Genomic DNA, 18,036 nt, shown 5'->3' with positions numbered 1-18,036 from the left:
CACCGCGTAAGGGAGCCCCGGGATCCTTCGATCCCGGGGCTCCCTCATGCGCGCGTCGAACGTCAGACCCGTTCCAGCGGCCGGTGGGGCTCGGCCGGGAGCTCGACTCTGACCCGGTCGCCGGGCCTGACGGTGCCGCCCACGGCGACCACGCTCATGACGCCCGCCTTGCGGACGATGTTGCCCGCCTCGTCGCGGCCGACGACCTGCTTGAGCAGTCCGTCCTGGAAGTTGTCGATCTGGAGGCACGGGTTGCGCAGCCCCGTGACCTCGACGACGGCCTCGTCGCCGAGGTGCAGCAGGGTGCCGACGGGGAGCGCCAGCAGATCGATGCCACGGGTGGTGACGTTCTCCCCGAGGTCACCGGGAGCGACCTCGAAGCCCGCCTCGCGCAGCTCGTCGAACAGTTCTTCATGTATGAGATGGACCTGGCGCAGATTGGGCTGGGTGGGGTCCTGCGCGACCCTGGAACGGTGCTTGACCGTCACCCCCGCGTGTACGTCCCCCTCCACTCCGAGCCCGGTCAGCAGGGTGACGCTCTCCCGGTTCGGCTTGGTGAAGGTGTACGACTCATTGCTGCTCACCACGGTGACTGTCCCGCTCACTGCGCAGGTCCCCTCTCAGCGGCCTATTTCCTTACGCGTGATCCTACGGAGCCTGCGCCGCTGGCTCGGGTCCAAGGCCAGATACGCGATGGCGGGAACTCCGATGAGCACCAGCAGTGACAGCCAGAACCCGATGAACGGCATCAGGACGACTGCGACGACAACTCCCCCGATGGCGATCTTTGCGCTGTTCGACATCGTCCACGCCTCCTTCGCGGCCCGTGGCCGCTCCTGCTGTGAGAACGCCTGTGGGCGCCCATCGGTTCCTCGTGGCGGCGGGCGCCCGCGCGCCCGTCACCGCAGAGGGGCGCCGACCTCGTGCATGTGCTCCAGCGCCTGCCGGTAGGACTCGATGAGTCCGGTCTCGGCGTACGGCATGCCGAGTGCCTCGCAGTGCGCCTTGACCAGGGGCTGGGCGAGCCGCAGGTGCGGGCGCGGCATGCTCGGGAAGAGGTGGTGCTCGATCTGGTAGTTGAGACCGCCGAGGAACCAGTCGGTGAGGACGGCGCCCCGTACGTTGCGCGAGGTGAGGACCTGTCGCTGCAGGTGTCCCCAGCGGTCCCCGTCGGGATCGGGCATCTCCATGCCCTTGTGGTTCGGGGCGAAGGCCATCCCGAGGTGGAGACCGAAGAGCGCGTGGTGAACGAGCGCGAAGACGATGGCCTTTCCCGGGGACATGACGCTGAGCAGCAGCGTGGCGTAGAGGCCCAGGTGAGCCACGAGGAGTGCGGCCGACAGGGCGCGCTCCTTGACGGGCTGCTGCCGCAGGTACTGGAAGCCGGAGATCTTCAGGGCGATGCCTTCGAGGAGCAGCATCGGGAAGAACAACCGGGCCTGGTTGCGGGTGAGCCAGCGGGCGAAGCCCTCGCGCTGGGCTGCCTGCTTCTGGGTCCAGACGAGGGCGCCGACGCCGACGTCCGGGTCCTTGTCGATGTGGTTCGGGTTGGCGTGGTGACGTACGTGCTTGTCGTTCCACCACGCTTCGTTCATGCCGAGCAGGAGGTTGGCGTGGACCAGGCCGATGGTCCGGCTCACCCGCCGGTCGCCGGTTATCTGGGCATGGCCGGCGTCATGTCCGACGAAGGCGGTGCGGGACCAGATGATGGCCAGGGGAAGAGTGAGGAGCAGGGTCCACCAGGTGTTGCCGAGGAGGACCACCGCGCTCAGCAGCGCGCCCAGGGTGATGAGATTGGCGGCAATGCCTGCCGTGTACCAGCCGGTACGCCGTTCGAGGAGCCCTTGCCCCTTGACGGCCCGCAGCAGTGGCGCGAAGTCACTTCCTGTACTTCCGGCACTTCTGTCACTGTCGCGAGTCGGTTCCGCGACAGTGGTTGCGGCCTGAGGCATGATGTCTCCGGTCTTATAGGTGCGCTGACCTGATGAAACGTACGGGTCGCAGATGTATAGCAGCCATGGAGCCACCACCCGGAGTTTCCTGGTGCCAACCCCCTCATTCCGACGGGGGGCTGGCAACACCTGCCAGATATGACGGATTTGCGCACGTGACTTGAATCACCCGCCACGGACCCCCGTCAATGGCCGCGATGGAGTACCCTCGGCGACCTCGGCCCACTAGTCAAATTTGAGGACTCTGACATCGCTGTGCACCGCCTCTCCGCAGCAACGCTCTCCGAGATCTCCGCACTCGCCGGCTGCTGCGTGGTCTTCCTGCCCGCGGATCCCGCCCGGACCGGACGGGTCGCCTTCTGGTATCCGGACGGCAGCAGCCCGCCAGACGCCCCCGGAACCGTCGAGGAACTCACCGTCGCCGGTGCCGATGTCCAGCCGTACGCGGTGCCCGCACGGATCCTCCCGGTACGGGACGCGCTGCCCGTACTCACCCGTGCCCGGACCGCGGCGCACGCCTCCGCGGCAGCCTCGTTCTGGGGGGCGGCGGGGCTGCTGGCCCTGCAGTTCGCCGCCCGGGGGCTGTTGCTGCCGGGCCTGAGCGCCACGGATCACGACGCATGGCGGGCCGGGCCGCTCACCGCGGACGACCGGACGCGCATCCGCACCCTGGCCGCTTCCATGCCTCCCACCGCCCACGCGGTGCCCGTCGACGCACTGGCCCAGCCTCTCCTGCTGCCCGAACCGGAGTGGCTGGTACGGGAGTTCCTCGACGCGGTCGCGGACGGCCTGCCGCGCACACCGGGTGCCACCTTCGCCGCGGGCGGTCCGGCGTTCGCCGCGGACGCGCCGCAGCACCTGCCCGGCCGGCGGGCCTGGGTCACCGACGTCGCCGCGGGGCACGACGCGGGCGTCCGGCTCTCGCTGCGCGTGGAGGTGTCGGGCCTCGACCGGAGCGGCGAGGCACATCCCGAGCAGCCCTCCGGCCCGTCCTTCCGGGTCGTTCCGCAGATCCACGGCGTGAGCGATCCGACGCTGGTCGCCGACGCCGCCGAGATCTGGACAGGCTCGGGGCCTGCCGCCGCGTCGTTCGGGCCGCGGGCCCGGATGGACACCCTGCTGATGCTGCGCCGGGCCGCCCGCGCCTGGCCGCCCCTGACACCCCTGCTGTCGGCGGCGGTGCCGGACGCCGTGGAGCCGGCCGACGACGAGATCGCCGATCTTCTGGGCCCCGCCTCACGGGCCCTCGCCGCCACCGGTGTTCAGGTGCACTGGCCCCGGGAACTGGCCCGCACGCTGACGGCACGCGCGGTGATCGGCCCCCCGGACGAGGCGGGCGGCGAGGGCGCACCCGACGGGAGCCGGGGGCCGGCGGGCAACGTGTCGGACACGCCCGCCCTCCTGTCCGCCGACTCCCTGCTGACGTTCAACTGGTGGTTCGCCCTCGGTGACCAGAAGCTGAGCCGTGCCGAACTCGACCGGCTCGCCGAGGCGGGGCGGCCGCTGGTGCGGCTGCGCGACCAATGGGTCCTGATCGACCCGGAGGAGGCGCGCCGCGCCCGGGAGACGCAGGACCGCAAGGTCACCCCCATCGACGCGCTCGGCGCCGTACTGACGGGTTCCACCGAGTTCGACGGTCACCGGGTCGACGTGCGGGCGACGGGCTGGCTGGAGCGGCTGCGTCAGCGGGTGGCCGACCCGGAGTCCCCGCAGGCGGACCAGCCGGTGGTCGGTCAGCCGGCCGCGCTCACCGCGACGTTGCGGGACTACCAGCTCCGCGGCCTGAACTGGCTGCACACGATGACGTCCCTCGGGCTCGGTGGCTGTCTCGCCGACGACATGGGGCTCGGCAAGACCATCACGCTGATCGCTCTGCATCTGCATCGCCAGACCCTCGACGGGGCCGCCGGACCCACCCTGGTGGTCTGCCCGACCTCGCTGATGGGCAACTGGCAGCGGGAGATCGAGAAGTTCGCCCCGGGCACCCCGGTCCGCCGCTTCCACGGCGCGTCACGCAGCCTGGAGGGCCTGGTGGACGGCGAGTTCGTCCTGACCACGTACGGCACCATGCGGCTGGACGCGTCCCGGCTCGCGGCCGTGCGATGGGGCATGGCCGTCGCCGACGAGGCCCAGCACGTGAAGAACCCGTACTCGGCGACGGCCAGGCAGCTGCGCACGATCCGCGCACAGGCGCGGGTCGCCCTCACCGGTACTCCCGTGGAGAACAACCTCTCCGAGCTGTGGGCCATCCTCGACTGGACCACACCCGGCCTGCTCGGCAGGCTCGGCACCTTCCGCACCCGGTACGCGCGTGCGGTGGAGGGCGGGAGCGACCCGGCGGCGGCCGAGCGCCTCGGCGCTCTGGTACGGCCGTTCCTGCTGCGCCGGCGCAAGTCCGATCCGGGCATCGCCCCGGAGCTCCCGCCGAAGACGGAGACGGACCGTGCGGTGTCGTTGACGGCCGAACAGGCGGGTCTGTACGAGGCGGTGGTGCGGGAGACGCTGGCCGCGATCTCCGAAGCCGACGGCATGGCACGGCGCGGCCTGGTGGTGAAACTGCTCACCGCGCTCAAGCAGATCTGCAACCACCCCGCGCAGTATCTGAAGGAGGAGGAGCCGCAGGTCGCGGACCGTTCGGGCAAGGTGGAGCTGCTCGACGAACTGCTGGACACCATCCTCGCCGAGGGGGCGGGTGTCCTCGTCTTCACCCAGTACGTGCAGATGGCCCGGCTCCTGGAGCGCCATCTGGCGGCGCGCGGGATCGGCACCCAGTTCCTGCACGGCGGAACGCCGGTGGCCCAGCGCGAGGCGATGGTCAGCCGCTTCCAGTCGGGCGGGGCGCCGGTGTTCCTGCTGTCGCTCAAGGCCGCGGGGACCGGGCTCAATCTCACCCGCGCGGGCCATGTGGTCCACTTCGACCGCTGGTGGAATCCGGCGGTGGAGGCGCAGGCCACCGACCGCGCGTACCGCATCGGGCAGACCCAGCCGGTGCAGGTCCACCGGCTGATCGCCGAGGGCACGATCGAGGACCGGATCGCGGAGATGCTGGCCCGCAAACAGGGTCTCGCGGACGCGGTGCTCGGTTCGGGCGAGAGCGCCCTGACCGAGCTCAGCGATGCGGAACTGGCCGATCTGGTGGAACTGCGAGGGGGCGCACGATGAGCGAGGGATACGAGGCGGACGCGTTCGGCGACCGGAACGACGGGGACGGACCGGACGAGACAGTGCCCGGGCAGGAGCGCACGTTCGCCGCGCTGCCGCCCGCGCAGGGCCGCGGCTTCGCCGAGTCCTGGTGGGGCCGGGCGTGGCTGAAGGCCCTGGAGGACACCGCACTGGACGGACAACAGCTCAAGAAGGGCCGCCGGTTCGCACGTGAGGGCCGGGTCGGCGCGGTGTCCGTGCGGCCGGGCCGGATCACCGCGGTGGTCCGGGACCGGGACGAGAGCGGCTACCGCAGCGACGTACTGCTCCAGGAGCTGACGGAGGGAGAGTGGGACCGCTTTCTGGACATGGCCGTCGACCGGGCCGGGCACATCGCCGCCCTGCTCGACCGGGAGATGCCGCCGCATCTGGTCGAGGACGCCGCGGCGGCCGGAGTGGACCTCCTGCCGGGGATCGGCGACCTCGACCCGGAGTGCAGCTGCGAGGCCTGGGACCACTGCCCGCACACGGCCGCGCTCTGCTACCAGGTGGCACGGCTGCTGGACCAGGATCCGTTCGTCCTGCTGCTGCTGCGGGGTCGCGGTGAACGGCGGCTGCTGGACGAGCTCCAGGTCCGCATCGCCGTCAGGGCGGCGGGTCACACGCCGTCGGCCACCACCGACGAGCCGGCCGAGGAGTCCGAGGACCGGGCCGTGCGCGGGGTCCCGGCGGCGGAGGCATACGCGGCGGCGGGCGTCCTCCCGCCACTGCCCCCGGTTCCCGCGCTTCCCGCTGAGCCGGGGCAGGCTCCCTCGCTGGACACGGAGACCGATCCGGAACCGGGGGTGGACCCGACGGCGTTGGAGATGCTGGCCACCGACGGCGCGAGGCGGGCGCACCGGATGCTGGCGGAGGCGCTGGCGCCGGGTCACGGGCAGCAGGCCGTCCCGGCAGGGCTGACGCCCCAGCAGGACGCGGTGAGGCTGGCAGCCGAGGCGCGGCCCGAGCCGTGGATCGTGAACCGGCTGGCGACCGGCTCGGGCCGGCAGCGCGCCGGTCTGCCGGCAGCGGTGCGCGCCTGGCAGTACGGTGGCGCGGCCGCGCTCGCCGTGCTCGACGAGGAATGGGCCCCGGACGCCACCGCCCTCGCCCGGGCCAGGACGCGGCTCGCCGGAGCCTGGGAGGAGGACGAGGCCCCCCGGCTGCGGTGCGAGCGCAACCGCTGGACTTCGGCGGACGGCACGGTCCAACTCCGTTACGGGCGGGACGGGCGCTGGTATCCGTACCGCAAGGAGAGCGGCCGCTGGACTCCGGCGGGGCCTTGCGACGAGGATCCCGCCGCGGCCTGGGCGGACGCGGCGGCCCCCGCCGACGGCTGACAACGGCTCACTGGGCGGCGGGCAGGCGGGCGGACAGGTGCGGGCCGCCCCTGCCCGCCGCCGGGTCCTGACCCGGAGTTCAACTGAATGTCACCGTTCGTTGAGGCGCACGGCGGAACGTGACGGCCGTCAGATCCTTTGCTCCTCAGGAGGCCCCATGTCCGCGCGTGTCGTCCGTCGATCCCTTGCCGTCGGGCTGCCGCTCGCCCTGCTCGGCACGGTAGGTGTCGCCGGCACCGCAACCGGCGCGCAGGACCGGCACCACCGCCCCGAGGCCACCGCGCGGGTCACCGCGAGCGCTGTGCTCGGCGACGTCCCGCTGGCCGGATTCAGCAACGGCCTGCTGCCCGGGTCCGTGGGGGACGACCGCGGCGTGATGCTCGGCGGCATCGGCAGCGACATCTTCCCGGCCGGCCGCGAGGGCGAGTTCTGGACCGTCACGGACCGCGGCCCGAACGGCCAGATCAAGGTCGACGGCACCAAGCGGCGGACCTTCCCCGTCCCGGGGTTCGACCCGGCGATCGTCAAGGTGCGGCTGAGCGGCAAGCGCGTCGAGGTACTGCGCTCCCTGCCGCTGACCACGCGTTCCGGCGCCCCCGTCACCGGTCTCGCGAACCAGGCGGACCGGGACGAGGCCCCGTACTCCTATGACGCGAGGACGCCCCTTCCGTACAACCCGAACGGTCTGGACACGGAAGGCGTCGTCCGCGGCGCGGACGGCTCGTTCTGGCTGGTCGACGAGTACGGTCCGTCGCTGGTGCACGTCTCCGGGAGCGGCCGGGTGCTCGCCCGTTACGTCCCCGAGGGCCTGAACCTCGCGGGCGCGGACTACCCCGTCGTGGAGGCGCTGCCCGGCGTCCTGCTGCACCGGAAGATCAACCGCGGATTCGAGGGCCTGGCACTGCTGCCGAACGGCGATCTGGTGCTCGCCGTCCAGAGCCCGCTCTCGCTGCCCGACAAGGACGCGGGCGAGGCCTCGCGCAATGTGCGGCTGCTGCGCTTCTCCACGAAGAAGCGAGCGGTCACGGCCGAGTACGCGTACCGCTTCGACGCGGTGGGTGTCGTGGACCCGGGTGAGGACGACACGTCCGAGCTGAAGATCTCCTCGGTCGTCGCGATCGGCGGCAACGACCTCCTGGTCGAGGAGCGCACCGACCGGGCGGCCCGTCTGCACCGGGTCACGCTCCCCCGCGGCGCCGGCATCCTGGGCTCGCGCTGGGACGCGCCGTCCGCTTCGCCCTCGTACGAGGAACTGGCGGACCCGGCGGCCTCGGGTGTCCCGGTCCTGCGCAAGAGCCTCGTCGTCGACCTGGGGAAGGTGGCCGGAGTGCCCGGAAAGATCGAGGGCGTGGCGGTGACGGGCCGCAGCACGCTCGCCCTCATCAACGACAACGACTTCGGCATGACCGACGGGGCGGGCGCCTTCGACGCGGACGGCCGGCTGGTCGACTCCGGGATCGAGACCTCCGTGACCCTGCTGAAGCTGCCGCGTCCGCTCACCCACTGACCCGCACGGGTCTCCCGGGCCGCCCGTCCCACTCCTGCCGGGCGGCCCAACTCCACGCCGCCCGCATCGATTTCGGGCCCCTGCCGTCTTCCGCCACCCGGGCGGCGCCCGTACGGTGGGGCGCGCACATTGCTCGGCCGTACAGCGGACACCGGCTTCCGGTCAGCGGACAGGAGGGAGTCACGGGATGCGCGGGGGAATCGGGTACCGGACTCCCGCGCGAGGCCCCGTTCCGGAACAGCGCCCCACCGGCCCGGGACGATGCACCGGTCAACCGGCCCCGCAGCTGTGCGCGTCCCCCCTCCCCCACACCCAGGAGTGCACATGGACCGCAGAAGGATCCTTCAGGGCGCGGCGGCCACGGCCGCGGCGGCACTGCTTCCCGCTTCCGTCCGCGCGACCGCGGCGACGGCCGGTGACACGGACTATCCGGCGGCCCACTGGGTCCCGGCCTCCGCGTCCAACTACACGGTGTCGACGCGGCCTTCGGCGTATCCGGTGCAGTACGTGATCATCCATGTCACCCAGGAGACGTTCTCGGACGCCGTGGCGATCTTCCAGAATCCGGCGAAACAGGTGTCCGCGCACTATGTGGTGCGCTCGGCGGACGGCTACATCGACCAGTGCGTGCGGGAGAAGGACGTCGCCTGGCACGCCGGGAACTGGGACTACAACACCCGCAGTATCGGCATCGAGCACGAGGGGTACGTGGACCAACCCGCCTACTTCACCAACGCCATGTACGAGAAGTCGGCGCTGCTGACCGCCTCGGTGTGCGACCGCTACGGCATCCCCAAGGACCGCGCGCACATCCTCGGCCACGCGCAGGTCCCGGGCACCGACCATACTGACCCGGGCCCTCACTGGGACTGGGTCCGCTACATCCGCCTGGTCAACCTCCTGAGCGTGTCGTGACCCGCTGACCGCCCGGCGGTCCTACGGGGCCTCCGCCACCGGACTGCGGACGAAGAGGACGCCCTCCACATCACCGTCGGGCGCGCCGTAGACATGGGGCGCGTCGGCCCGCCAGTGCGCGGAGGCGCCGGGGCCGGCCGTCCTGGTGTCGTCCGGCGGGCCCACGACGGCGGTGCCGGTCAGGACCATCAGGCTCTCGTGCGTGCCCGGGACGTGCGCCTCGGACTCCTGGACCGCGCCCGCGCGGATGCTGATGCGGAACACGTCGGTGACGGCGGCCCCGTCCTCGTACCGCTCCAGCAGGACGGCGGTGACGGCGCTCCCGGAGACGCCCGCGGGCGCGGGGCCGTCCACCGGGAGCGGGTCGCTCAGTACGGCGCTCAGCGGCAGCCCCAGGGCGGTGGTGAGTGCGTACAGCGTCTCCAGGGTGGGGTTGCGCGTCCCGCTCTCCAGCTCCGAGAGCGTGCCCTTGCCGACGCGTGAGCGCCGGGAGAGCTCCGACAGGGACAGGTCCCGTTCGCGCCGCAGCGCGCGCAGCCTGCGCCCCACGTCCTCGTTCAGCCCCATCGGCCGTGCACCCGCTCCGCTGTCCTGGTTGACGGGCGTCGGCCCGCCTCTCTAGTGTTCCACATACAGAACGTTCCGTATACAGAACGAACCGCGCAGGAAGTGGCTCCCTCATGTTCGCGATCACCCGCATACGCTCGATCGCGCCGCCCTCGGCCGTGGTCGCCGGACTGATCGCCGTCATGGTCGGCGTGACCAGTTCGGCGGCGCTCGTCTTCACGGCCGCCCGGGCGGCGGGGGCGGACGCGCGCGAGATCTCGTCCTGGATGCTCGCGCTCGGTGTCGGCCTTGCCTGCACCTGCATCGGGCTGTCACTGCGCTACCGGGCCCCCGTCGTGACCGCGTGGTCGACACCGGGAGCCGCGCTGCTCACGACCGGTCTGAGCGGTGTGTCGATGGCTCAGGCGGTCGGCGCGTTCGTCTTCTCGGGGCTGCTCATCCTCGTGAGCGGGATGACGGGCTGGTTCAGCCGGCTCATGGGCCGGATCCCGGTGCCCCTGGCCGCCGCACTCCTCGCCGGGGTACTGCTGCGGTTCGGCACAGGGCTGTTCAGCACGATGCACGGCGGATTCGCGGTCGCGTTCCCGATGTTCGTGCTCTATCTGCTCGGCCGGCGGCTGCTGCCCCGTTACGCGGTGCTGCTGGCGCTCGCCGCGGGCGTGGTGGCCACCGTGTTCACCGGAGGCTGGCAGCTGGGCCAGGTCCGCCTCGCCCTGGCCGCCCCGGTGTTCACCGCGCCGGAGTTCGACTGGAAGGTCCTGGTCAGCGTCGGCGCACCGCTGTTCGTCGTCACCATGGCCTCGCAGAACCTGCCCGGCGTCGCCGTGATCCGCGGCGCCGGCTACGACGTGCCGGTCTCGCCCCTGATGACCTGGACGGGTGCCGCCAACGCGGTCCTGGCGCCCTTCGGGGCGTTCGGCCTCAACCTGGCCGCGATCACGGCAGCCATCTGCACGGGCGAGGAGGCGCATCCCGACCGGGACAAGCGCTACCTCGCCGCGGTGTGGGCGGGCGTCTTCTACCTCTGCGTCGGGCTGCTCGGCGCGACCGTCGCCTCCCTCCTCACCGCGATGCCGCAGGAACTCGTCCTGGCGATCGCCGGGATCGGCCTGCTGGCGACCATCGAGGCCTCACTGACCGCGGCACTGGCCGACAAGGCGTCCAGGGAAGCGGCCGTGGTGACCTTCCTCGCCACCGCTTCCGGCGTGACGCTGCTGGGAATCGGCTCGGCGTTCTGGGGCCTGCTGGCCGGACTGGTCACCGGTGCGATCGCCTCGGTGGGCCGCCCGCGCCGCAAGGCGCCCGCACCCGAGCCGCTGCCGGACGAAGTCCGCGTCCACTGAGACCTGTCGGAACCCACCACCCGCTCCTGTCCTGTCCGTGGAACGGAGTTGCCCCGGACGGCGGGAGCGGGGTGGGATGGACACCATGCAGAAAGCGGTTTCCCAACCACCCTCCGCCGAATCCCTGGCGCCTTTCGACCACCTCGACCACCGCTACCGCGGCGAGAACCCGTTCCGGACCCTCGGCCACCTCTTCCGGCCCGACCGCGGGCGACTGGCACTCGCGGTGGCCATCTTCGTCGTGAAGCACAGCCCCATCTGGCTGCTTCCCCTCATCACCGCCACGGTCCTGGACGTCGTCGTCCAGCACGGTCCGGAATCCCGGCTGTGGAAGGCCACCGGCATCCTGTTGTTCATCCTCGTGATCAACTACCCGCTGCACCAGTGGTACGTACGCTGCCTCGGTGGCAGCATCCGGCGGATGGGCACGACCCTGCGCTCGGCGCTGTGCCGTCGTATGCAGCAGTTGTCCATCGGCTATCACTCACGGGTCAGTTCGAGCGTCCTGCAGGCCAAGGTGGTCCGCGACGTGGAGTCCGTGGAGCAGATGATGCAGCAGAGCGCCGACATGGGGCTCGGCGCCGTCGTGACGCTGGTCGGCGGTCTCGTGGTCATCGGCGTGCGCGTGCCCGCGTTCCTGCCGGTCTTCCTGATCGTGGTGCCGGCGGCCGGTTTCCTCGTGATGAAGCTGCGCGCCCGGCTGCGCAGTCACAACGAATCCTTCCGGCGCGAGGTGGAGCAGCTCTCCTCCCGCGTCGGTGAGATGACCACGCTCATCCCCATCACCCGCGCCCACGGGCTGGAGCGCACCGCGCTCGGCCGGGTCGACGGCTCGCTGCGCCAGGTCTTCGCGGCCGGTCTGCGCCTGGACGTGATCAACGGCCGCTTCGGATCGCTGGCCTGGGTCATCCTCAACACGCTCGGCGTGCTGTGCCTGACCGGGTCCGCACTGGTCGCCTACCACGGCTGGATGCCCATCACCCCCGGCGACGTCGTGATGCTCAGCGCCTTCTTCACCGTCCTGACCGGCTCGGTGACCACGCTCCTGGGTCTGGCCCCCATCCTCACCAAGGGGCTGGAATCGGTGCGTTCGGCGGGTGAGGTGCTCCAGGCACCCGACCTCGAACACAACGCCGGCAAGGCACAGGTCGACCGCGTCACCGGCCGGATCGACTTCGAGGACGTCGGATTCGCCTACGAGGACGCGGCGCCCGCCGTCGACGGCTTCACCCTCTCCGCACGGCCGGGCGAGACCATCGCGCTGGTCGGTGCTTCGGGCGCGGGCAAGTCGACCGTCCTGAACCTCCTCATCGGCTTCATCCGTCCCACGTCGGGCCGCATCATGCTCGACGGCACCGACATGGCGGGACTCGATCTGCGCAGCTACCGGCGCTTCCTGTCCGTGGTGCCGCAGGAGTCGATCCTCTTCGAGGGCAGCATCCGCGAGAACGTCACCTACGGGATGGGTGACACGGACGAGGCCACACTCATACGCGCGCTGACGGACGCCAACGCGCTGGAGTTCGTCAACGATCTGCCGCTCGGCCTCGACACGGTCGTCGGCGAGCGCGGCGCACGGCTGTCGGGCGGCCAGAAGCAGCGCCTCGCCATCGCACGGGCGCTGATCCGCGACCCCAGGGTGCTGGTGCTCGACGAGGCCACGTCCGCGCTGGACAACCGCTCCGAGGCCCTCGTGCAGGAAGCCCTCTCGCGGCTCGTGCACGGCCGTACGGTCTTCGTCGTCGCCCACCGGCTCTCCACGATCCAGGGCGCCGACCGCATCGTGGCGATGGAGGGCGGCAGGATCGCGGAGGTGGGGACGCACGAGGAACTGATCGGCCGGGAAGGGGTGTACGCGGGCCTTCAGCCCGCCTACCCGTAGGGGCCCCGGCGGCCGGCGGCGCTCCGCGGCTCACCAGTCGTGGACGCTGCCGTCCCGGAGCCGGTTGACCGGAAGGTAGGCCCGCTCGTACGGATGCGCGGCCGCCGCCTCCTCGTCCAGCTCCACGCCGATCCCCGGCGCCTCGCCCGGGTGCAGGTACCCGTTCGTGAAGGTGTACGCGTGCCGGAACACCGCCTCGGTCAGCGGGTTGTGGCCCGCGTACTCCTGGATGCCGAAGTTGTGGACGGCGAGGTCGAGGTGGACGGCCGCGGCCATCCCGACCGGCGAGATGTCCTCCGGTCCGTGGACGGCGCTCTTCACCTGGTACTGGGCGGCGAAGTCGAAGAGCTTGCGCAGCGGTGTGACGCCGCCGAAGTGGGTGACCGCGGACCGGGCGTAGTCGATCAGCTGCTCGGTGATCAGTGACTGGTAGTCGTACACGGTGTTGAACACCTCGCCCACGGCGAGGGGTGTGGTGGTGTGGCGGCGGACCAGACGCAGCGCCTCCTGGTTCTCGGCGGGCGTGCAGTCCTCCAGCCAGAACGGCCGGTACGGCTCCAGGTCCTTGCCGAGCCGTGCCGCCTGGATCGGGGTGAGGCGGTGATGGGCGTCGTGGAGCAGCGGAAGCTCGGCCCCGAACTCCGCGCGGACCGCCTCGAAGACGGCCGGCGTGTGGCGCAGGTAGGCGTCCGTGTCCCAGTCCTCGACCAGGGGACGGGCCTGCTGATGGGCGACCGTCGTGCCGTCGTCGTCCTGGTGGTACACCCCGTACACGGCCTTCAGCCCCGGGATGCCCGTCTGGATGCGGACGGCGGGATAGCCCTCGGCGAGTCTGGCCCGTACGGAGTCGAGGAGTTCGGGGATGTCCCGGCCGTTGGCATGTCCGTAGGTGCCGACACGGTCCCTGCTCGCGCCGCCCAGCAACTGGTAGAGCGGCAGGCCGGCGGCCTTCGCCTTGATGTCCCACAGGGCCACGTCCACGGCGGCGATCGCGGCCATGGTCACCGGCCCGCGCCGCCAGTAGGCGCCGCGGTAGAGGTACTGCCAGGTGTCCTCGATCCGGTGCGGGTCGAGGCCGGTGAGCAGGGGCGCCACATGGTCGCGGAGATAGCCGACGACGGCCAGCTCCCGCCCGTTGAGCGTGGCGTCACCGAGGCCGGTGAGGCCTTCGTCGGTCGTCAGCTTCAGGGTGACGAAGTTGCGTCCCGGTCCGGTGACGACGACTTTCGCGTCGACGATCTTCATGCGGGTCCCTCCGAGGGAAATGAACCGAGAAATCCGGGGTCGCCCAGCCCCGTCTGCCGGCAGAAGTCGCTGCTCAGGGTGGGCAACTCGGTCAGAGGAACGGGCGTCCTCGTGGTCGCAGCCGAATCCGCCCGGGCTTCCTTCGACCGCAGGAAGGGGTACCCGGCGATTCCCTGGGACAACTCCGGCGACTGCGACTCGCGCTGCCGTCCTGGCCACCGGAGCCCGTCGTGGAACTGGTCCAGCCGTCCGGGCAGCAGCCAGGTCAGCCACGTTCCGCAGCCCATCTCCCTCGCCTCCCGTTCCAGGGAGTCCGGCGCGAAGCAGAGCATCTGTCCGGGCGCACCGGGCCGGCCGCACGCTGCGGGATCGTGGCCGTTGAGAGCGAACACCCCGCCGAGGACATCGTGGCCGACGACCAGGGCGCCCAGCGGGCGCCAGGCGGGGTCGAACGCGGCCGGGAAGCGATTGACCCGGGCCGGACCGGGAAGACCGGCCGCGCCGCTCGGCGCGCCTGCGAGAACGCGCACCCGTCCGTGGTCCACGACCAGTCCGCCGGAGTGCAGCACCAGGGAGAGCGGATCGCGCGCCGACCCGCAGCTGGAGCAGCCAGGCGCGGCCCTGCTCGGGGTCACCGGCAGCACCTCCACCGGCACCGGACGGCCGGCGAACTCATCCTGGAGGACCGGCCACGCAGGGTCCTCCACGTCCGTCCATTCGCTCAGCTGTCGCATGCACGCATCGTTCCATCGCCCCCTGCCGGGGCCACCGGCAGGGGGATCACAGGTGAGGCCCGCGCCGCCTCCGTGGTCCGGCGGACAACCCACCCTGCGGCGTCCGTCCCTGCGTGGACGACGGATGCGGCACGGGGCGGTGACTGGCCGGCACCGAGGACGGCAGGCCGTTCGCGCACGCCGGTTGGCCGCCCTCCCCGCGTGACAACGAGGCCCCGGCCGGTTTGCGTTCAGGCGCCCGGGTGCGTGCGAGGGATTCCCAGGTGCGGCAGGTCGAGATGGAATCCGCGCCCGCGACCCGCCATGGATCCGCTGTGCACGAGGTCGGCCGGATCGACGCCCAGCTGCCGCAGTTCCTCGACGAGCATGCGGGCCGCAGTTTCGGCGTGAGCGCGGTCGTCCCTGGCATCGGGAAAGCGCCGTTGCCAGAGCGAGTGCGGGAGCTCCCAGCCGTTCCGGGTCAGGCGGGCGGGATCGGCCAGTTCGGGATGGTGCAGGTAGCCGGTTGCCTCGATGACGAGTTCCAGGCCATGGCTCCAGCACTGGACGAACCGTCGGGGGTCGCGGGCCGACGACAGATGCAGGATGAACCTGGCCGGGAAGAACGGAGCGTCGTGGGTGAGGGAGCGCAACGCCTCGCACAGCCTCTTCCGCACCTCGTCCCCACTCGTGCTGCTCCGGGTCGGCGTGGTGGGGACGGGAGGCCGGCCGGCCGGGTCCGCAGCGCGCCAGGAGCCGCGGGCGTAGCCCCGTCCGATGACGTCGGTGCCGGCATCGGCGGGCAGGAGTTCCAGGCTCACCTGACCTTCGTCATGGGTGTGGACGGCGAGGCCGGCACCGGGGCGCCGCCACATCATCCAGGGCCCGGCGTCGCCTCCCCAGAGTGTCGGCGGACCCAGTTCCTCCTCCATGACCCACCAGGCGGCGCGCACCGGGTCGGCGGCGGCCCGGACGTCCTCGGCGGGCAGATCGACGACACGCACGTTCACCTTGCGCACCTGCTCGGGCTCCGAGGCGTCGGCGATCACGGTGCCGTACCCGCCCCAGGGCCCCTTACCGGCGACGAACCTGCGCCAGACCTGATCGCCCACCTCCCGGGGGCCGCCGAGTTCCCAGCCCAGCGCCGAGGTGGCGCGTTCGAACTCCGGGATGCTCCACCCGCCCGGTCGCAGTGGGGCAACCTGCTTCACCACATCGCGGAAGGCGTCGGCATCGAGCCAGTCACCGCGCGGAACAGCATTCTCCATCCGCCAGACAATAGCGATCTGCCCGGACCGGGCACGGTGACCCGTACCTCCCGAGGCGGTCACCCGCCCGCTCGGCATCGGTGGGGGCAGATGCGGCTTCACATCGCGCCGTCCCCGTTCCGGAACTCGGGGCAGCCGCACACCTCACCGAACGTGCGCCCGCTGTCTCCGTAACTGTCGTTGTTCCAGCTGTCGTGCCCGTACGCGTGATGGCACCGGGTCGTCGCCCCGCCCCCGGACCGGTGCTCGGGCTGTGCGTGCCCGCACGTGGCGCACGACGGGTGGACGACCACGGGGCGCAGGACCGATCCGCTCCGCAGGATCAGCGCGACAGCCACCACGCCCGCGATGACCACGACGATCCCGGCGACCCCCACGACGTACTCCGCGCCCATGCGCTCCCCCGGTCGGCAACACCGTTCGGTCCCCAGCCCGGCGGGCACCACGCTACGCGACCGGACCGGCCTGCCGCTCAGCACCACAACCCGTCGCCCTGCGCGTGAGCAGGGTCACTTCCCGGCTGCCGCCACGCATGGCTTCCCTCTTCCGGGGCAGACGGCCAGACCGCTGGGAATCACCCGGCGTCGAATCCATGGCCAACGAAGGGGCAGCACGCGACGTGTCGGCACAACACACCATCCAGGTAGCGGGAGAGTGGCGAGCGGCCGCCTCCGGCGCCACGCGCGAGATCCTCGACCCCGTCGACGCGACCGTCCTCACCGTCGTGTCGGAGGGCGACTCCGTGGACGCGGACGCCGCGGTCGCCGCCGCCAGGGCCGCCTTCGACACGGGGCCCTGGCCACGCACGCCCGTCGCCGAGCGCGCCGCACTGCTCCGGCGGGTGGCGGACCTGCTGGAGCGCGACCGGGAGCGGCTCGGCGCCCTGGAGTGCCGCGACGCGGGAAAGACCCTAGAAGAGGGCCGAGTTGACGTGGACTGTGTGCGCGACGCCTTCCGCTACTTCGCCGATCTCGTCGTGAACGAGAGCGGCGGGCGGGTCGTCGACGCCGGGTCCGAGGAGATCCACAGCGTCGTGGTGCACGAGCCCGTGGGTGTCTGCGGCCTCATCACCCCGTGGAACTATCCGCTGCTCCAGGCGAGTTGGAAGATCGCTCCGGCGCTCGCCGCCGGCAACACCTTCGTGGTGAAGCCCAGCGAGATCACCCCGCTCACCACCGTCGCCCTTCTCGCGCTGCTCGCCGAGGCGGGGCTGCCGGCCGGTGTGGCGAACATCGTGACCGGTGCGGGCGCCACCGTCGGCGCCCGGCTGGCGGAACACCCGGATGTCGACCTGGTGTCCTTCACCGGTGGGCTGGCCAGCGGCACGAAGGTGATGCGCGCCGCCGCGGACTCCGTCAAGAAGGTCGCGCTCGAACTCGGCGGCAAGAACCCCAACGTGGTGTTCGCCGACGCGTGCGCCACCGAGGACGGGTTCGACACCGCGGTCGACCAGGCGCTGAACGCCGCGTTCATCCACAGCGGCCAGGTCTGCTCCGCCGGATCCCGGCTGATCGTCGAGGAGTCGGTGCGCGAGCGGTTCGTGGCCGAACTCGCCCGCCGCGCCGAGCGGATCCGCATCGGCCGCGGCACGGACGACGGTGTGGAGTGCGGTCCGCTCGTCTCCGCCGCACAGCTCGCCAGGACCGAGGAGTTCGTCGCCTCCGCGCTCAAGGACGGAGCGGTGCTGCGGGCGGGCGGTGAACGTCCCCAGGGGCCCGGCTACTTCTACCGGCCGACGGTGCTGGACCACTGCGACCGCACCATGCGCGTCGTACGCGAGGAGGTGTTCGGACCGGTGCTGACGGTCGAGACCTTCCGTACGGAGGACGAGGCCGTCGCTCTCGCCAACGACACCGAGTACGGCCTGGCCGGCGGCGTGTGGACGGCGGACGCGGGCCGCGGCCGCCGGGTCGCGGCGCGGCTGAGGCACGGCACGGTCTGGATCAACGACTTCCACCCCTACCTGCCGCAGGCGGAATGGGGCGGCTTCGGCAAGTCCGGCATCGGCCGGGAACTCGGCCCGACGGGCCTGGCCGAGTACCGCGAGGCCAAGCACATCTACCAGAACCTCGCCCCGCGCCCGGTGCGCTGGTTCGCGGGCTGAACGGGAGCAGAGGCGATGGA

At 71.6% G+C, this 18,036-nt stretch carries 15 protein-coding genes; 7 read left to right on the top strand and 8 right to left on the bottom strand.

Annotated elements, in window-relative coordinates; translation table 11 throughout:
• Positions 1 to 62: 62 nt before the first annotated feature.
• The 3 genes from OG446_RS35930 to OG446_RS35920 form a co-directional block, all read right to left on the bottom strand.
• Entirely contained in the window at positions 63 to 605 is a 543-nt protein-coding gene (locus OG446_RS35930; RefSeq protein ID WP_328897965.1) for an MOSC domain-containing protein, read from the bottom strand.
• Between the two features lie 15 nt (positions 606 to 620).
• A complete protein-coding gene (locus tag OG446_RS35925) occupies positions 621 to 803 on the bottom strand; it encodes a hypothetical protein (protein ID WP_136325839.1) in 183 nt (60 codons plus the stop codon).
• 96 nt (positions 804 to 899) lie between these two features.
• Positions 900 to 1,952, bottom strand: a complete 1,053-nt coding sequence (locus OG446_RS35920; RefSeq protein ID WP_328897964.1) for a fatty acid desaturase family protein — start codon at positions 1,950 to 1,952, stop codon at positions 900 to 902.
• A 255-nt stretch (positions 1,953 to 2,207) separates the two neighbouring features.
• On the opposite strand from OG446_RS35920, the gene OG446_RS35915 reads away from it, so the two are divergent.
• The 4 genes from OG446_RS35915 to OG446_RS35900 all read left to right on the top strand — a co-directional run bounded on the left by OG446_RS35915 (position 2,208) and on the right by OG446_RS35900 (position 8,894).
• Complete coding sequence (locus OG446_RS35915; RefSeq protein ID WP_328897963.1) at positions 2,208 to 5,114, top strand: DEAD/DEAH box helicase; 2,907 nt, start codon at positions 2,208 to 2,210, stop codon at positions 5,112 to 5,114.
• The gene (locus OG446_RS35910; protein WP_328897962.1) at positions 5,111 to 6,472 is read left to right on the top strand and encodes an SWIM zinc finger family protein; all 1,362 of its coding nucleotides are present in this window, start codon (positions 5,111 to 5,113) and stop codon (positions 6,470 to 6,472) included. The genes OG446_RS35915 and OG446_RS35910 overlap by 4 nt, the downstream gene beginning before the upstream one ends.
• 157 nt (positions 6,473 to 6,629) lie before the next feature.
• Complete coding sequence (locus OG446_RS35905) at positions 6,630 to 7,979, top strand: esterase-like activity of phytase family protein (RefSeq protein ID WP_328897961.1); 1,350 nt, start codon at positions 6,630 to 6,632, stop codon at positions 7,977 to 7,979.
• 324 nt (positions 7,980 to 8,303) lie between these two features.
• Positions 8,304 to 8,894, top strand: coding sequence for an N-acetylmuramoyl-L-alanine amidase (locus OG446_RS35900; protein WP_328897960.1), 591 nt, complete (start codon positions 8,304 to 8,306; stop codon positions 8,892 to 8,894).
• 21 nt (positions 8,895 to 8,915) lie between these two features.
• Here OG446_RS35900 and OG446_RS35895 read toward each other — a convergent pair whose 3' ends face one another.
• Positions 8,916 to 9,461: a helix-turn-helix domain-containing protein gene (locus OG446_RS35895; protein ID WP_328897959.1), complete on the bottom strand. Its 546-nt coding sequence runs from the start codon at positions 9,459 to 9,461 to the stop codon at positions 8,916 to 8,918.
• A gap of 113 nt (positions 9,462 to 9,574) precedes the next feature.
• On the opposite strand from OG446_RS35895, the gene OG446_RS35890 reads away from it, so the two are divergent.
• Together OG446_RS35890 and OG446_RS35885 are read left to right on the top strand one after the other, a co-directional pair.
• The gene (locus OG446_RS35890) at positions 9,575 to 10,804 is read left to right on the top strand and encodes a benzoate/H(+) symporter BenE family transporter (protein ID WP_328897958.1); all 1,230 of its coding nucleotides are present in this window, start codon (positions 9,575 to 9,577) and stop codon (positions 10,802 to 10,804) included.
• A gap of 85 nt (positions 10,805 to 10,889) precedes the next feature.
• Complete coding sequence (locus OG446_RS35885; protein WP_328897957.1) at positions 10,890 to 12,686, top strand: ABC transporter ATP-binding protein; 1,797 nt, start codon at positions 10,890 to 10,892, stop codon at positions 12,684 to 12,686.
• Positions 12,687 to 12,716: 30 nt separating this feature from the next.
• On the opposite strand, the gene manD is transcribed toward OG446_RS35885, so the two are convergent.
• The 4 genes from manD to OG446_RS35865 all read right to left on the bottom strand — a co-directional run bounded on the left by manD (position 12,717) and on the right by OG446_RS35865 (position 16,307).
• Positions 12,717 to 13,931, bottom strand: coding sequence for a D-mannonate dehydratase ManD (gene manD / locus OG446_RS35880; RefSeq protein ID WP_328897956.1), 1,215 nt, complete (start codon positions 13,929 to 13,931; stop codon positions 12,717 to 12,719).
• The gene (locus tag OG446_RS35875) at positions 13,928 to 14,665 is read right to left on the bottom strand and encodes a DUF2625 family protein (protein ID WP_328897955.1); all 738 of its coding nucleotides are present in this window, start codon (positions 14,663 to 14,665) and stop codon (positions 13,928 to 13,930) included. The genes manD and OG446_RS35875 overlap by 4 nt, the downstream gene beginning before the upstream one ends.
• A 230-nt stretch (positions 14,666 to 14,895) precedes the next feature.
• Positions 14,896 to 15,912: a hypothetical protein gene (locus tag OG446_RS35870; protein ID WP_328897954.1), complete on the bottom strand. Its 1,017-nt coding sequence runs from the start codon at positions 15,910 to 15,912 to the stop codon at positions 14,896 to 14,898.
• A gap of 98 nt (positions 15,913 to 16,010) precedes the next feature.
• Positions 16,011 to 16,307 carry a hypothetical protein gene (locus OG446_RS35865; protein WP_328897953.1) on the bottom strand — a complete coding sequence of 99 codons (297 nt, stop codon included), beginning with the start codon at positions 16,305 to 16,307 and terminating at the stop codon, positions 16,011 to 16,013.
• Positions 16,308 to 16,504: 197 nt separating this feature from the next.
• Here OG446_RS35865 and OG446_RS35860 point away from each other — a divergent pair, with 197 nt between their 5' ends.
• Positions 16,505 to 18,016, top strand: a complete 1,512-nt coding sequence (locus OG446_RS35860) for an aldehyde dehydrogenase family protein (RefSeq protein WP_328897952.1) — start codon at positions 16,505 to 16,507, stop codon at positions 18,014 to 18,016.
• The last annotated feature ends 20 nt before the right edge of the window (positions 18,017 to 18,036 follow it).

It is taken from the genome of Streptomyces sp. NBC_00236, from assembly GCF_036195045.1.
In the GTDB taxonomy this organism is placed as follows: domain Bacteria; phylum Actinomycetota; class Actinomycetes; order Streptomycetales; family Streptomycetaceae; genus Streptomyces.
Note: the sequence above shows the minus strand (reverse complement) of the source record. Positions and strands in the feature narration are given on the sequence as shown.

Coding starts and splice junctions, on each gene's coding strand:
- OG446_RS35860 (WP_328897952.1), top strand. CDS start 16,505: ATGGCCAACGAAGGGGCAGCACGCGACGTGTCGGCACAACACACCATC.
- manD (WP_328897956.1), bottom strand. CDS start 13,931: ATGAAGATCGTCGACGCGAAAGTCGTCGTCACCGGACCGGGACGCAAC.
- OG446_RS35890 (WP_328897958.1), top strand. CDS start 9,575: ATGTTCGCGATCACCCGCATACGCTCGATCGCGCCGCCCTCGGCCGTG.
- OG446_RS35900 (WP_328897960.1), top strand. CDS start 8,304: ATGGACCGCAGAAGGATCCTTCAGGGCGCGGCGGCCACGGCCGCGGCG.
- OG446_RS35870 (WP_328897954.1), bottom strand. CDS start 15,912: ATGGAGAATGCTGTTCCGCGCGGTGACTGGCTCGATGCCGACGCCTTC.
- OG446_RS35905 (WP_328897961.1), top strand. CDS start 6,630: ATGTCCGCGCGTGTCGTCCGTCGATCCCTTGCCGTCGGGCTGCCGCTC.
- OG446_RS35910 (WP_328897962.1), top strand. CDS start 5,111: ATGAGCGAGGGATACGAGGCGGACGCGTTCGGCGACCGGAACGACGGG.
- OG446_RS35920 (WP_328897964.1), bottom strand. CDS start 1,952: ATGCCTCAGGCCGCAACCACTGTCGCGGAACCGACTCGCGACAGTGAC.
- OG446_RS35885 (WP_328897957.1), top strand. CDS start 10,890: ATGCAGAAAGCGGTTTCCCAACCACCCTCCGCCGAATCCCTGGCGCCT.
- OG446_RS35865 (WP_328897953.1), bottom strand. CDS start 16,307: ATGGGCGCGGAGTACGTCGTGGGGGTCGCCGGGATCGTCGTGGTCATC.
- OG446_RS35875 (WP_328897955.1), bottom strand. CDS start 14,665: ATGCGACAGCTGAGCGAATGGACGGACGTGGAGGACCCTGCGTGGCCG.
- OG446_RS35895 (WP_328897959.1), bottom strand. CDS start 9,461: ATGGGGCTGAACGAGGACGTGGGGCGCAGGCTGCGCGCGCTGCGGCGC.
- OG446_RS35925 (WP_136325839.1), bottom strand. CDS start 803: ATGTCGAACAGCGCAAAGATCGCCATCGGGGGAGTTGTCGTCGCAGTC.